Origin of the sequence: Faecalibacterium sp. OF04-11AC (assembly GCF_003460645.1) — a bacterium.
GTDB lineage: Bacteria > Bacillota > Clostridia > Oscillospirales > Ruminococcaceae > Faecalibacterium > Faecalibacterium prausnitzii_I.
Genome location: NZ_QTVP01000010.1, coordinates 74,830 through 88,711 on the forward strand (window position 1 = coordinate 74,830; position 13,882 = coordinate 88,711).

A 13,882-nucleotide genomic window follows, 5' to 3' on the forward strand; every position below is an offset into this window, starting at 1 on the left:
ATTTGGCATACGCCAAAATTTACGCCAATTTAGCGCAGTTCCTCAAGCAATGCCGTGCATCCTTCCAGTATATCCTGCCATGTGGCTTCAAAATCTCCCGTGAACCATGGGTCTGCCACTTCACGGGGATGATCCGTATGCGCCATCAGCAGCGAGACTTTATGCTGTGGGTCTCCGCCGACAAGCCGCAGGATGTCGCACAGATTACTTTCGTCCATGCCAATCAGATGATCATACCGTGCATAATCCAGCCGGGTCATCTGCCGGGCGGTCTTGCCGTTACAGTCGATGCCATGTTCTGCCAGCTTCTGCCGTGCAGGAGGATAGACCGGATTTCCGATTTCCCATGCACTGGTGGCGGCTGATGCAATTTCAAATTGCTCGGAAAATCCTGCCCTAGATACAAGGTCTTTCATCACATACTCTGCCATTGGGCTTCGGCAGATATTTCCGAGACAAATAAATAAGATTCTGGTCATGCCGGGTCGTTCTCCTTTTGGCTTACAAAAGTATAGCCGCCGTGGGTAGTGCGGATAAAGCTGCCGCAGCCGGCAAGCTTCTTTCGCAGATTGGAAACGGTATTTGCCACGACCTTTAAGGTGTCGTTACAGTTTTGTCCCCACACAGCACGAAAAAGCTCTTCTTTTGAGAAGATTTGTCCTTCGTGGGAAGCAAGCATCAGCAGCAAATCGAACTCCAGTCGTGTAAGGGAGATTTTTCTGCCGTTGCACGACACTTCGTGGGTCATTCCATCCAGTGTAAGCTCCGGAAGAACCAACTTCTCCCATGAATCAATGGATATTTGCTCTGCCTCGATGTGCTCTCGTTCCAGAAGCATCCGGATCTTCTGCTCTAATTCCGGGTCAGGCTGTCGGGTTTTTATAACGATCATGGCAAACTCCTGCGTGTATTTTACTCTGCGGCGGTATCCATTTCCCGGAGCAGGTTTACCATCTCGATGGCACTGACTGCGCAGTCATAGCCTTTATTACCTGCTTTGGTGCCTGCCCTCTCGATGGCCTGCTCGATGTTTTCGGTGGTCAGAACACCAAAGAGGACGGGAACCCCGCTTTCCAGCGAGACCGTGGCAATGCCTTTGGAAACCTCATTGCACACATAGTCGTAATGGCTGGTAGAACCGCGAATCACCGCACCAAGGCAGATCACAGCATCATACTTTCCGCTTTTTGCCATTTTAGAGGCAACCAGTGGGATTTCAAAAGCACCCGGAACCCATGCAACATGAACATCAGCGTCTTGCACATCGTGCCGGAGCAGACCGTCCATTGCTCCGCTCAGAAGTTTGGACGTGATAAATTCGTTGAATCGGGCAGCTACGATACCGACCTTGATGTTCTGAGAAACCAGCTTGCCTTCAAATGTTTTCATTTTTAAATACCTCTTTCGTTGTTAATATTCCAGAAGATGTCCCATCCGTGCCTGCTTCGTTTTCAGGTAAAACAGGTCATACGGGGTCGCCGTCATCTGAATGGGTACGCGCTCGGAGATCTCCAGCCCAAACTCGGAGAGCTGATATACTTTGTCCGGGTTATTGGTAAGCAGGCGCAGGCTTTTTACGCCAAGTTCCCGGAGGATCTGCGCGCCGAGATAATACTCCCGTTCATCTCCATGGAACCCCAGAGCGAGATTGGCTTCCAGCGTATCCATGCCCTGCTCCTGAAGTTCATAGGCACGCAGTTTGTTGATCAGACCGATGCCCCGGCCTTCCTGCCGCATATAGAGCAGGATACCCCGGCCTTCTTTTTCGATCTGTGTCATGGCAGCGGCCAGCTGCTGGCCGCAGTCACAACGCAAAGAGCCAAATGTATCTCCTGTCAGGCATTCCGAGTGGACGCGGCACAGAATATCCTTTCCATCGCCAATGTCACCTTTTACCAGTGCAATGTGATGTTCTCCGTTCAGGCGGCTCACAAAACCATAAGCTCTGAAGGTGCCATACTTGGTGGGCAGGTTCACCGCCGTCACCTGATCGACCAGTTTATCGTGACACTTGCGGTACTCCTGTAAATCACGGATGGTGATGAATTTGATCTGGAAACGCTCTGCCAGCTTTGCCAGTTCAGCGGTGCGCATCATCGTGCCATCCTCCCGCATGATCTCGCAGCACAGGCCGCATTCTTTCAGCCCTGCCAGACGGCACAGGTCAACGGTTGCTTCCGTGTGACCGTTGCGCTCCAACACACCGTTCTTTTTTGCCAGAAGGGGGAACATATGGCCCGGTCTGCGGAAATCTTCTGCTTTTGAGTGGTCGTCCACACAAGCCATCGCCGTAATGGAACGCTCTGCGGCAGAAATGCCCGTAGAAGTAGAAACGTGGTCGATGGACACAGTAAATGCCGTTTCATGGTTGTCGGTATTATGCTGCACCATCTGCGGAAATTGCAGCTTCTGGACGAAAGCCTCGGACATCGGCATACAGATCAGACCTTTGCCATGGGTCGCCATAAAGTTGATGTTTTCAGTGGTGGCAAATTCGGCAGCACAGATGAAGTCCCCCTCGTTTTCACGGTCGGGGTCATCCGTTACCAGAATGATTTTTCCTTGTTTCAGATCTTGCAAAGCTTCGGGAATGGTATTGAAGTTCATCCTAAACTCTCCTTAAAAGCCGCAGCGCAGCAGCATTTCTTTTGTGAGCGTGTTTTGCTTCGGTGCTTCTGATGGAAGCAGCTTCTCGATATATTTTCCGACAACATCGGTTTCCAAATTGACAAAATCCCCTTTGTGCCGTTGGTTCAGGTTCGTCTGACGGACGGTGTGCGGTATCGTGGACACGGAAAAGCCCGTAGGTTCCACCGCAGCCACGGTCAGGCTGATACCGTCTATTGTGATAGAGCCTTTTTCAACGACATAGCGAAGGATCGCAGAATCTGCATGAATGGTGTACCAGATGGCCGTATCGTCTTTTCGGATATTAGCAATGCGTCCGACGCCATCCACATGGCCTGCTACGATGTGTCCGCCAAAACGTCCGTTGGCCGGCATGGCACGTTCCAGATTGACAGCACTTCCAACGGTGAGCTGCGCAAGCGCAGAGCGGTTCAAGGTCTCGTGCATGACATCCGCAGCAAAGCTATCCGGGAAGAGCTGCCTGACGGTCAGGCAGATGCCGTTGACGGCGATGCTGTCGCCGATCCTGGTTTCTTCCAGAACCGTTTTTGCACGAACAGTCAGTACGGCGGAATGCTGTCCCCGATTGATGGATTTTATTGTTCCGACTTCTTCCACGATTCCGGTAAACACGGGTACTCCACCTCACTTTCGATCAGGAAATCTTCGCCAAGCTGTTCCAATCGGCTGTTCTTCAGGCGGAATGCAGCATCCGGAAACGAAACACCTGCACCCTCAATGGGTGCTTTGGCATCCCTACCTCCGAACAGCTTCGGGGCGATGTAAGCCTGTACCTGCTGCACGATGCCGCTTTCCAGTGCAGACCAGTTCAAGGTTCCGCCGCCTTCCAGCAGAATGCTGTCGATCTGCTCCTGCCCCAGCTGTTCCATCAGTTGCGGAAGATTCACATGACCGCATTGCTCTTCCAGACAAAGGACTCGGCACCCGGTCTGTTGATATGCCGCCTGCTTCTCTGGGTCGCCGCAGCAGGTCGCAAGAATGGTGGGGACCCGTTTGGCGGTCGTGACTACCTGTGATTGCAGCGGTGTCCGCAAATGTGTATCACAGATGATCCGGACGGGATCACGGCCACCCTCTATCCGGCAGGTCAGCAGCGGGTCATCTGCCAGAATGGTTCCGACTCCCACCATAATGCCGCGGAATCGGTGTCGCTGCCGTTGAACATGAGTCCGGGCAATTTCCCCGGTGATCCATTTGGAAGCGCCTGTGTACGTGGCGATTTTTCCGTCCATCGTCATGGCGTATTTCATGGAAACGAAGGGGCGTTTTGTGGTGATATAGTGGAAGAACACCTTGTTCAGCGCATCGCATTCCTCTTGCAGAACATTTTCGGTCACATCTATGCCGTGTGCGCGCAGGATTGCAATTCCTTTTCCGGCTACCAGCGGATTCGGGTCAGCGGAACCCACGACCACCCGGTGAATGCCCGCGTCCAGAATCGCATCCACGCAGGGCGGCTGCTTTCCGTAATGGCAGCACGGCTCCAATGTCACATACATGGTCGCTCCCTGCGGATCTTCGGTGCAGGATGCCAGCGCATTGCGCTCCGCATGAGCCTGACCGTATTTCTGGTGCCAGCCCTGTCCGATGATCCTGCCCTCTTTTACGACCACGGCACCCACCATCGGGTTGGGCGATGTCCACCCGCAGCCCTTTTTTGCAAGCTGCAAAGCCAGACGCATATAGTCTTTGTCGTTCATCGTGTTGCCTCCAAAAGAAAAAGCCCTGAACAAAAACGTTCAGGGCAAGCCGAAAAAACACAAGGGATCCTTGTGCAAAAAAGAAAGCTCCAGAATGCAAACGCATCCCAGAGCAGCCTCCACAAGCGCAGGACCGTACGGGTTCTGCACTTGATATCTTCTTTCATCCAGACTGTACTGTCGGCTTCGGAGTTTCACCGAATCATGCCTTACGGCTCGTGGGCTGTACCACCGGTAGGGAATTGCACCCTGCCCTGAAGATTTATGATTCAATTACAGCGGCATTATAGCACGGCTTCTTTCGGATTGCAAGGGCATTCTGCAAACCGGGACGAAACCGGGATGAAGATGGTTTGAGGGTGGGAATGAAACTTTTTGGCTGTTGTTGCCTTGTCAAGAGGTTTGATGCCCTCTGTTTCTCTCTTTTTGCCAAAGTTTCCCTTTCTTTTTCTTGCAAGCTGCCGAAATCAGCGTGTTCTCAAAAGTTCGCGTTTGCGAAGCGTAGCGGAGCAATGAAAGCCCCAGTGGGGCTTTTAAGCGACAGAACGGTCTTGCGCAGCAAGATGGAGGGGCCTCGCCCCGACAAGTTCGCGTTGACACGGCTCGATTTTTGTGGTAATCTATCCCAACAATTGAATATAACATATTTTTACATATTCGTTCAGACCCTGCGGGGCTGAACATCTTGGCTTTCAGCCGTTACATAACCGACTAGCATGACCTTCCAGAAAAAGCGAAGGCAGGGCTGGTCTGTTTTTGTGACGGCTTTTTTGTTGCCGTTTTGCCCGTTGGACCTTGAAAACCGCATGACCGTCTGCATGGGATACTCGGCGATGACCCCCCAGTGGGAGAGCCGGAAAACGCCGCCGGAAGGGGGCAGGAAATCTATGCAGGGAGAACGGCAGAACGTTGATTTCTCAGTTGCGGAGTAAAGCGATGTACTCAAAATGAGCACATCGTTTTCCGTAACGCCAATGAAAGGACGGAATGCCTATGAGTAATTTTACCCCTGCATGGTTCAAGAAAGGCTTTTTCAACGAATCCCTGTTTTGTGACGATTTTCTGAGCACCCACCAACTGCTTTACTCGAATGGCGCATTTTTCACCCCGGACGGCAGAATGGTGGACCACATGCCCCTGCGGTGTGAGATCTTCGAGATGATGCGTGAATACGTCGGGGCGAACCTTGCCAAGAAGGTCACCAATGTGGTGGATGTGCTGAGCTGGCGGCACAGGTGGAGGACTTCCCGCCTGTCACTGACCGCATCGCACTGGCAAACGGCACCCTGTATCTGGACGGCACCTTTCAGGAGGGCAAGCCGGAGATCGTCCGCAACCGACTCCCGGTCAAATATGACCCGAAAGCTCCACAGCCTGTCCACTGGCTGCAGTTCCTGTCCGATCTGCTTTACCCGGAGGACATTCCCACAGTGCAGGAGTTCATCGGCTACTGCCTGATCCCCAGCAACAAGGGGCAGCGCATGATGGTCATTAAGGGCAGCGGCGGTGAGGGAAAATCGCCAATCGGCGTGGTGCTGTCCCGGCTGTTCGGCTGCAATATGAAGGATGGCAGCATCGGCAAAATCTCGGAGAACCGCTTTGCCCGTGCCGATTTGGAGCACACCCTGCTCTGCGTGGACGATGATATGCGGATGGAAGCCCTGCGTCAGACCAACTATGTCAAGTCCATCGTGACCGCACAGGGCAGATGGATTTGGAGCGCAAGGGCAAGCAGAGCTATCAGGGCTGGATGTACGCCCGCCTGCTGGCGTTCAGCAACGGCGATCTGCAGGCATTGTATGACCGCTCGGACGGTTTCTACCGCCGTCAGCTCATCCTGACCACCAAGGACAAGCCCCTGTCCCGTGTGGACGACCCGGACATTGCCGAGAAGATGGCGGCAGAGGTTGAGGGCATCCTGCTGTGGGCATTTGAGGGCTTGCAGCGGCTGGTGAAGAATGGCTTCCAGTTCACCGAGAGTGACCGTGCCAAGCGCAACCGGGAACTGGTGAAGCGGGACAACAACAATGTGTTCGATTTCCTCGAATCCGAGGGCTACATCCGCCTGAAGGCGGATGCCTGTACCAGCTCGAAAGAGCTGTATGAGGTCTACAAGATGTGGTGCGAGGAGAACAGCCTGAATGCGATCAAGGCACGAGGGTTCAGCGATGCGCTGATTGCCAACCAGCGCAGGTATAATCTGGAATCCACCAACAACATCGTCAACTCGTCCGGGCGGCGTGTCCGGGGCTTTGTGGGCATCGAAGCCCTTGTGCAGCCCGACCTCACCCCCAATGGCTGGCGGGCATGACCCGCTTTTGATCCCCCCTATATGGTGCGTTTTCGATCTTTCGCTGCGTACGTGCGTACAGAGAAAGCTGCCTGTTGCGTACGCACGTACGCAGCAAAACGCCAAAGTTCTCCTTTATAGGGGGGTGTTGGCAAAGTGTCAGGTTGACAGTTTGCCAAGAGTGGTAAGTGACGGGAAAAGGCACTTACCAGCGCCTACCCAATTCCCCAAAATGGGAATCAGGGTGGGATGGCCGTTATCAGACCGTCTATCTGCCTGTTACCATTTTGGGAACAGGCAAAATCAGTTGGTCAATTTGGCCAACTGAAAAAGCCGGACGAGCTGCGGGCAGGGATTCGCAAATCTTTGCCTGTCAGCTTGCCCGGAGCAAGAGTGCAGAGAGCGCAGCTCTTTGCCCCAGTGATATGATGCTGTGCGTCATATCCTACTGGGTATTATCTGGCGCAAAACGGCGGCAGATCCAGCAGCTTCGCTGCTGCGTTCTCCCCGCCAAGCTGTTGAAACGGAGGAATGTCTATCTGAAACTGACACGACACAACGGACGAGCCGGAGCACACGGCACTTACAACCCCAAGCACAATGACCGCAGTTTCAACCTTGCCAACAGTGAGCACATCGACCCGGAACGCGCCAAGGGCAACATCTACTGGGACTGCTTCCACGGTTTCCGTTCGGCTCTCGCTCCACCCGACCCGGACGATCTGGCGGCAACCTTCTCAGATGTGGAACGGCAGTTCTACGAGAGCCGGTACACGACCTTTATCGAAGGTCAGAACGAGCGCAACGCCAAGATTCGGCACACAGAGCGCAACCGCTCCATTCCCGACCTGCTGTCCAGCCGCAAGACCTGCCCGGAGGAGACCATCTACCAACTTGGAACGCTGGATGAACACGCTTCGGCAGAGACTTGCTGAGCGTCGTCACAGAGTTCATCGAGGAGTTCAAGGCCAAGTATGGCGACCACGTTCATGTGCTGGACTGGGCACTGCATCTGGATGAGAGCACACCCCATATCCATGAGCGTCATGTGTTCGACTGCGAGAACAAGTACGGTGAGGTGGCTTCCCAGCAGGAAAAGGCATTGGAAGTGTTGGGCTTCAACCTGCCCGACCCGGACAAGCCCCTCAGCCGCCGCAACAACCGCAAAATCACCTTTGATGCCGCCTGCCGGAAGATGCTGTTCGAGATTGCAAAACGGCATGGTCTGGAATTGGAGGAAGACGCGGAGTATGGCAACCGCAAATATTTGGAAAAGCAGGATTTCATCCTTGCCAAGCAAAAGAAGCAGCTTGCCGCCCAGCAGAACAAGCTGGACAAGCTGACCCTCAAGGTCAACGACATGGAAGCGTTGATCGATGAAGTTTCGGCTGCGGCCTACGACAAGGCGGTGGAGGTCGTGACCGATGTGGTGCGCACCGAGACCCGGAAGGAAGATATGCGGATGATCGAGGACACGAAGAAGTGGGTGCTGTCCCCGGAACGTAAGGCTCCGCAGACCACGAGAGAATACGCCGCCCACTGTTTGGACACCGTGCTGGACAAGTTCCTCAAGACCATGCAGACCACCACCGCACGTCTGCAGGAGAAGCTCCTGAAGCCGGAAGTCCGTCAGAAAAGCAAGGAGCAGGTTAAGGAGAAAGCACGAGATTCCGTCCTGCAACTGCTGAACCGCTTACAGGCAGAACAGGGGCAAAACAAACCAACGGCGCAACCCCGCAAACAGGAGGGGCACTCGGAAATCTGAACTCATCGGGAACGTTTGGGGCAGAAAGCTGGCACTTTCTGCCCCGGCACCCGGTTACAAGGAAACGGAGGTCTGCCTATGAATATGAATCGGCCTGACATGACCGAAGATGTGAAATCTAAAGATTATACGAATAAGTCCTTGCAAAAGGACTCGAACCCGGTTACAATGAAAGCGTCCAAATCCCCTGCCACAGAATCTTCTGACCAGACCAAAGCAGCCAAGCACGAACCTCTTGTTTACCGGGTGGAGGAAATCGCCCAGCTTTTGGCGATTTCTCCCCGTGCGGCGTACAACCTGTGCAACACCACGAAGGATTTCCGGGTGCTGCGCATCGGCACCAGCATCCGGGTGAACAAGCAGAGTTTCGACAGCTGGTTTGCGGCGGTCTGAGGGAGGTAATCTATGGCATCTACCATGCCGATGCCTGCCATGCAGGCAAAAATATATCTGCGCACAGCGCACACTACTAGGCATACGAAGTATGAAGCGCGGAGATTCCTACTCCGTCCGTTATAAGTACAAAGACCATTCCGGCAAACCCTGCGAGGGATGGGAGAGTTTCAAGACCAGGAAGGAGGCGCAGGAGCGGAAGATCACGGTCGAGAAAGAATTGCTGGACGGCACATTCCTTGTCCCCGACACCATGACGGTGGAGGAGATGCTGTACAAATGGATCCCGATCCAGTCCACCAAACACAAATGGTCTCCCAAGACCTACACCCAATCTGTGGCAATGGTGCAGAATCTTATCGTGCCGTATATCGGGAAACGGAAGGTGCAGGAACTGCGAACCTACGACATCGAGAAGTTCTATGCTACCCTTGCCAAGACTCCCTGCGGGCAGTACGTCCACGGCGTAAAGCAGCCCCTGACCGAAAAGCAGAAGAAGCGGCTGCTGTCCAGCACCTCTATCCACGAGGTCCACACGTTGCTGAAAACTGCATTTTCCTATGCGGTGGAGTGGGCCTTGATCCACAAGATTCCCCTGCCCCGTGAAGCGCCCAAGGCGAACAGCGAGGAACGTACCATCTGGGACGAAAAGACCATGCTGGCGGCGTTGCAGACCATCGAGAACCCGGCACTCCATCTGGCGGTGCACATGAGCATGATCCTTTCGCTCCGTGAGGGCGAAATTCTCGGCTTGCAGCCGAGTGATCTGGATTTCGATGCCGCCGATGGTCGTGGTACCATCTCGGTCAGCAAAACCATGCAGCGAGCCAACAAGGACGCTCTGGAAAAGCTCGACCCCAATCAGGTGTATCACACCTTCCCGGACAGGCGTGAGGGAAGCAAATCCTCTCTCATCCTGAAAAAGCCTAAGACCAAGAAGTCCAACCGCGTCCTGTATATGACGAAGCCCTTGAAGGAAGAACTTCTGGCATGGTTGGAAAAGCTGAAGCAGGACGAGCAGAACGCCCCGGAAAAGTACAGCAACTGCGGGCAACTGTTCCGGCTCCCGGACGGCTTGCCCATTGCGCCAGAACTGCTGACCAAGTGGTACCGCCTGTGGAGAGCCGAGCACCCGGAGTTTGAACAGATCGTGTTCCACGGCCTGCGGCACTCCAGTGCCACCTACCAGCTCTTGCAGTCGGACGGTGACTTCAAGTCGGTGCAGGGCAACACAGGTCATGCAACGGCATCTGTCCTGATGGACACCTACGCCCACACGCAGGACAAGCCTCGGCTGGAGCTGACCGAGAAGATCGAAGCCAACTTCTATTCCCAAGACCTGACCCCGGCAGCACCCCAGCCCCGGCAAAACGAAAAGCCGGCGGCAACAAAAATCTCCGGTAGGGAGATCCTTGAAGCCATCCGGCTGATGGACGCAGACGAACGCAGAGAATTGATGAGAGCCTTGTTCGCCTAAAATTTCTTCTTTTTATGCAAAGGAAAGCAGGCTGTGCAAACCTTGCGCAGAAAAGCCCCTGATTCGGGCAAATGTGCAAACGGTGTGCAGAAAGTGTGCAGCCGCTTTCCTACATAAAGAAAGAACGCCAAATCTTACGATTTGACGTTCAATATCTGGTGCACCTCCAGGGACTCGAACCCTGGGCCCACTGATTAAGAGAGCAAGCCGCCGGTTCGTCTCAATTCATGAAAGTTTCGAGTCATCGTTGCTTTTGAACAAGACGACGTGATTTTTCACCCGGCAATTTCTGCGCCCTTTGTCGAATTTTGCAGCGAAAAGCACCCTTTGCACGTTTTGAAACCGTGCAAAATCCGTGCAGAAACCGTGCACTTACTCTCTGACAAACAAAAATCACACTATCCACCACCGACTTGACGGCAATGGTTTGAGTGACCGACCCAGATATCCTAAATTATCTCTCTATGTTTACAAAACATCTGTGATTCTCTCTTTCTATTACGTAAGGACGCAAATGAAGGGCCCCATAAACGTCCTACTAAAAAAAGGAGATTATTACTATGTTACTCAAAAATGGAAGTACTGGCAACTATGTTATGTACCTGCAGTATGGACTGCATATCATGTGCTGCCCTCCGGGTAGTTTTGACAGCAAATTTGGCTCTGGTACTGAAAATGCTGTTAAGAAGTATCAGGGCAAAAAAGGTCTTACCCAAGATGGCATTGTTGGCGATGGTACATGGAACGCACTGGTAAGCGACATTAAAACCATCCAGCAGCTCCTGAAGAACAAAGGTTATTACGCCAGTACAGTGGATGGCCTTGCAGGTTCAGGCACTTATAACGCTGTTATCAGTTTTCAGAAAGCATCCGGCTTGACTGCCGATGGTATGGTCGGCAGTGCCACCCTAAACGCATTGAACGCTTCTTCGGGCGGTACAAGTGGTCAATCTCATTCAATCACTCTGCCTACTGATAGAAACTATCTTTGGGCACAGAAGAATCCGGACATTGTTAAGCTTGTTGGAAATAGTGGTTGCTCTCTTGTTGCCGTGTTGAATACCGCTAATATCTATGGGCCTCGTGAATTCACCCCTAACGAAGTCCTGACTGCCTGTGGAAATTGGGGTGCAAACGGTCTGAATACTTGGGCTCTTCCCAGCAAGTGCAATGGTAAAATCGACACGAGCAACTACACTCATGGCGGTAAGGAGCAGGCGACTGTATTCAGTGCAGTCAAAGCAAGTATTGACAATAACCTTCCCATCATTATTCGGCTCAACAGTAGCGATGGCAAAAAGACGCATTTTGTCACAGCGATTGCTTATACTGGCAGTTGCTCCTCTGCAAGCAGCATTTCCGTCATTGATCCTGCTGGTGGTGTCATTCGAACTCTTGAGGAAGCGGGAACTGCACGCAATGAAACCGTATACGGTGATTATATCGCAACCGCTCGTCGCTCCTAAATATCTCTACTCTCTTCATCAACAATAAGTTGTAAAGCATCATTTTTAACATATATCCCCCCCAAAGTCTTTTCTCAACTCTCGAAAAGGCTTCGGGGGGGATTTTTCAATGCCTATTATATGCAACACTTTTCACTATCTGCTTATCCAAGCTCAGGCGAGTGATATTTATTTACTCTCCACACATCCCCAACTTTTACCAACTGCATTTCATATTCGACTTTATTCATGTCATCATATGAATACTCATCATGTTCCTCATACGTTTCATTGGGATTATAGTATGCAATCATTACAAAATTTACTTGTGCTTCCGTTTTATTTTTCAAATAGTATCGCACTGAGCAGAAATCATCCGGATAATATTCTCCCACATATCCAGTAAAATATGGAATTTGTGCCAAATCATAGTCATCACAAACGGCAAGTTTTCCATTATAATTCACAAACTTTTTCTCAATTGAATCTTGTGACAAGAAATCATTTGTAAAAATAGATTTCATATATTCTTCAAACTCTTTATAAGAATTTTGATAGACCTCATAATCATGTCCGTTCAGTTTTACATATGTCGGCGCATTTTGCGTCATAGGCACAAAAGTCGGAGCATCTTCAATTTTAAAATTCAGTCCTTTTAAGTTACTTGATTGTCCCCAAAGTGCATAGTCTATTTTCTGCGCTTTTTCAAAAACAGTATATTGATCTTGATCTAAAAATACCGAGGTCGAATCAACTAACGTCTGGGAAAAATCTTGCAAATCATTTTTTTCTTCAGAATTGCATGAACTTGACGATGTATCCTGTGACGAAACTACTGTGGACATTGATGATGCTGTTGTATCATTCATTCCACATCCCACCAAATTCACCACAATACAACCTAGAATCACTATCATTTTTACACTTTTTGCACAATTCATATATGTTCTCCTTTTTTATAAGTTTATCAACATATTGTTTAGTCTCTATTACCTTCTTGTAAACTTTTTATATTAGCTCACAAAAATCTATTTTTCCGTTTACAAATCTTAACATTTTTCTCTTTCCTCTTAAAAGGAGGAAAGAAAATTGAATTATACGCTTTTTGACCTTTTTCTAAATGCATATAACGGCAACTCCTTTGCACAGCTACAAATCGTCCAACGTTTTCAGCCATTACTGAAAAAATATGCAGCTCTTCTTAAGTATGAGGATGCCTATTCAGATTTACAATTATATCTTCTCGAATTACTGCATTCCGGAAAATTGACCAAACTTCAAAGAAAAGATGACGGCACATTAGTGAAATATATTGAATCCTCTATCCGGCATCAATACATTTCGCTTAACAGCCGAAAAAACGCCGTAGATAACTCTGTCATCGCAAGCGTTGATGAAATTGATTTCGATCAGATGTCTTTGTCCTCAAACGATGAATATCCTGAACTATTGATTTTCGATTTACATTCTGTTCTTCAACCTTCTGAACTGACCTTATTATCTCAATTTGTTTTTAAAGGAATGAGCATCGCAGATATAGCAGAAAAATCTGGTGTCAGTAGACAAGCTATCAACCGTAAAAAGCTTTCCATATTAAAAAAATTAGAATGTGCATTCTTCCCTAAAACTTCCAAATAAATTCTCATTCATTTTGATTTCATTCTTTAGTGTATAAAAGCTATTTTCTTCGCTCCCTTTAATCAAACCACCACGGCAGTTCCAGCCACAGGTTATCCATGGCCTGTTCCTCGGTCTTTTTGGCGCGGCCTTTTGTCAGGTGAAAGTATATCGCCGTGCCGATCAGCAGATGTTCCTCGCCATCGGTGAAGCCATAGCGGTACAGCAGATAGGTCTGCTCCCGTTGGGTCAGCCGTTTCAGGCCATAATACAGTTCCCGGCGCGATTCCTGCTCCTCCATAATGCTCTGCGGCTGCATGGCGTAGGGGTCGGCTATGGCCTCAATGCGCCGTAGTTGTTCCTCTCCCGGCAGAACATCATCCAGCGAAACACGTTGGTAACAGACGCCGTCCTTGTCTTCCGTCACCATCCGCTGCTCAAAAGCGGCAAAGGCATCCCGCACCATGTCCATCATGGCGTTGCGGATGGCAGGAGCCGCATAGGTCAGGAACTTCATGCCGCGCGCTGCATCGAACTTCGGCACAG

At 50.9% G+C, this 13,882-nt stretch carries 12 protein-coding genes, 2 pseudogenes and 1 riboswitch; of the genes and pseudogenes, 6 read left to right on the forward strand and 8 right to left on the reverse strand.

Features of this window, described 5'->3' with window-relative positions:
- Nucleotides 1-29 precede the first annotated feature (29 nt).
- The 6 genes from DXA70_RS07120 to ribD are packed head-to-tail and all read right to left on the reverse strand — an operon-like array spanning nucleotide 30 to nucleotide 4,349.
- Nucleotides 30-479 carry a low molecular weight protein-tyrosine-phosphatase gene (locus DXA70_RS07120; protein ID WP_128118053.1) on the reverse strand — a complete coding sequence of 150 codons (450 nt, stop codon included), beginning with the start codon at nucleotides 477-479 and terminating at the stop codon, nucleotides 30-32.
- Entirely contained in the window at nucleotides 476-892 is a 417-nt protein-coding gene (locus tag DXA70_RS07125) for a response regulator transcription factor (protein ID WP_128118054.1), read from the reverse strand. The genes DXA70_RS07120 and DXA70_RS07125 overlap by 4 nt, the downstream gene beginning before the upstream one ends.
- 20 nt (nucleotides 893-912) lie before the next feature.
- Complete coding sequence (gene ribE, locus DXA70_RS07130) at nucleotides 913-1,389, reverse strand: 6,7-dimethyl-8-ribityllumazine synthase (RefSeq protein WP_005920573.1); 477 nt, start codon at nucleotides 1,387-1,389, stop codon at nucleotides 913-915.
- Nucleotides 1,390-1,410: 21 nt separating this feature from the next.
- Nucleotides 1,411-2,607 carry a bifunctional 3,4-dihydroxy-2-butanone-4-phosphate synthase/GTP cyclohydrolase II gene (locus tag DXA70_RS07135; protein WP_128118055.1) on the reverse strand — a complete coding sequence of 399 codons (1,197 nt, stop codon included), beginning with the start codon at nucleotides 2,605-2,607 and terminating at the stop codon, nucleotides 1,411-1,413.
- 12 nt (nucleotides 2,608-2,619) lie between these two features.
- On the reverse strand, nucleotides 2,620-3,261 hold the full coding sequence (locus tag DXA70_RS07140; protein ID WP_199522861.1) for a riboflavin synthase: 642 nt from the start codon (nucleotides 3,259-3,261) through the stop codon (nucleotides 2,620-2,622).
- Nucleotides 3,225-4,349 carry a bifunctional diaminohydroxyphosphoribosylaminopyrimidine deaminase/5-amino-6-(5-phosphoribosylamino)uracil reductase RibD gene (gene ribD, locus DXA70_RS07145; RefSeq protein WP_128118056.1) on the reverse strand — a complete coding sequence of 375 codons (1,125 nt, stop codon included), beginning with the start codon at nucleotides 4,347-4,349 and terminating at the stop codon, nucleotides 3,225-3,227. The genes DXA70_RS07140 and ribD overlap by 37 nt, the downstream gene beginning before the upstream one ends.
- A 151-nt stretch (nucleotides 4,350-4,500) precedes the next feature.
- Nucleotides 4,501-4,615, reverse strand: a riboswitch (FMN riboswitch).
- 727 nt (nucleotides 4,616-5,342) lie between these two features.
- Here ribD and DXA70_RS07155 point away from each other — a divergent pair.
- From DXA70_RS07155 to DXA70_RS07175, 5 genes and pseudogenes are all read left to right on the forward strand, one after another.
- Nucleotides 5,343-6,660: pseudogene (locus tag DXA70_RS07155) on the forward strand (phage/plasmid primase, P4 family).
- 404 nt (nucleotides 6,661-7,064) lie between these two features.
- A pseudogene (locus tag DXA70_RS15405) lies at nucleotides 7,065-8,404 on the forward strand (hypothetical protein).
- A gap of 78 nt (nucleotides 8,405-8,482) precedes the next feature.
- Nucleotides 8,483-8,797 carry a helix-turn-helix domain-containing protein gene (locus tag DXA70_RS07165; RefSeq protein ID WP_117530097.1) on the forward strand — a complete coding sequence of 105 codons (315 nt, stop codon included), beginning with the start codon at nucleotides 8,483-8,485 and terminating at the stop codon, nucleotides 8,795-8,797.
- Between the two features lie 91 nt (nucleotides 8,798-8,888).
- Nucleotides 8,889-10,274, forward strand: coding sequence for a site-specific integrase (locus DXA70_RS07170; RefSeq protein WP_128118057.1), 1,386 nt, complete (start codon nucleotides 8,889-8,891; stop codon nucleotides 10,272-10,274).
- A gap of 560 nt (nucleotides 10,275-10,834) precedes the next feature.
- Nucleotides 10,835-11,740, forward strand: a complete 906-nt coding sequence (locus tag DXA70_RS07175; RefSeq protein WP_055186213.1) for a peptidoglycan-binding protein — start codon at nucleotides 10,835-10,837, stop codon at nucleotides 11,738-11,740.
- Between the two features lie 143 nt (nucleotides 11,741-11,883).
- On the opposite strand, the gene DXA70_RS07180 is transcribed toward DXA70_RS07175, so the two are convergent.
- Nucleotides 11,884-12,660 carry a hypothetical protein gene (locus DXA70_RS07180; protein WP_128118058.1) on the reverse strand — a complete coding sequence of 259 codons (777 nt, stop codon included), beginning with the start codon at nucleotides 12,658-12,660 and terminating at the stop codon, nucleotides 11,884-11,886.
- A gap of 148 nt (nucleotides 12,661-12,808) precedes the next feature.
- Between DXA70_RS07180 and DXA70_RS07185 the strand changes: the two genes are divergently transcribed.
- Nucleotides 12,809-13,357, forward strand: a complete 549-nt coding sequence (locus tag DXA70_RS07185) for a sigma-70 family RNA polymerase sigma factor (protein WP_128118059.1) — start codon at nucleotides 12,809-12,811, stop codon at nucleotides 13,355-13,357.
- 58 nt (nucleotides 13,358-13,415) lie between these two features.
- Here DXA70_RS07185 and DXA70_RS07190 read toward each other — a convergent pair.
- The coding region (locus DXA70_RS07190) for a sigma factor (protein ID WP_128118060.1) at nucleotides 13,416-13,882 on the reverse strand (467 nt) is incomplete at its 5' end.

Bases quoted from the DNA above. Each gene is read 5' to 3' on its own strand.
- DXA70_RS07175 (WP_055186213.1), top strand. From the start codon at position 10,835: ATGTTACTCAAAAATGGAAGTACTGGCAACTATGTTATGTACCTGCAG.
- DXA70_RS07125 (WP_128118054.1), bottom strand. From the start codon at position 892: ATGATCGTTATAAAAACCCGACAGCCTGACCCGGAATTAGAGCAGAAG.
- ribD (WP_128118056.1), bottom strand. From the start codon at position 4,349: ATGAACGACAAAGACTATATGCGTCTGGCTTTGCAGCTTGCAAAAAAG.
- DXA70_RS07170 (WP_128118057.1), top strand. From the start codon at position 8,889: ATGAAGCGCGGAGATTCCTACTCCGTCCGTTATAAGTACAAAGACCAT.
- DXA70_RS07135 (WP_128118055.1), bottom strand. From the start codon at position 2,607: ATGAACTTCAATACCATTCCCGAAGCTTTGCAAGATCTGAAACAAGGA.
- DXA70_RS07120 (WP_128118053.1), bottom strand. From the start codon at position 479: ATGACCAGAATCTTATTTATTTGTCTCGGAAATATCTGCCGAAGCCCA.
- DXA70_RS07180 (WP_128118058.1), bottom strand. From the start codon at position 12,660: ATGAATTGTGCAAAAAGTGTAAAAATGATAGTGATTCTAGGTTGTATT.
- ribE (WP_005920573.1), bottom strand. From the start codon at position 1,389: ATGAAAACATTTGAAGGCAAGCTGGTTTCTCAGAACATCAAGGTCGGT.
- DXA70_RS07165 (WP_117530097.1), top strand. From the start codon at position 8,483: ATGAATATGAATCGGCCTGACATGACCGAAGATGTGAAATCTAAAGAT.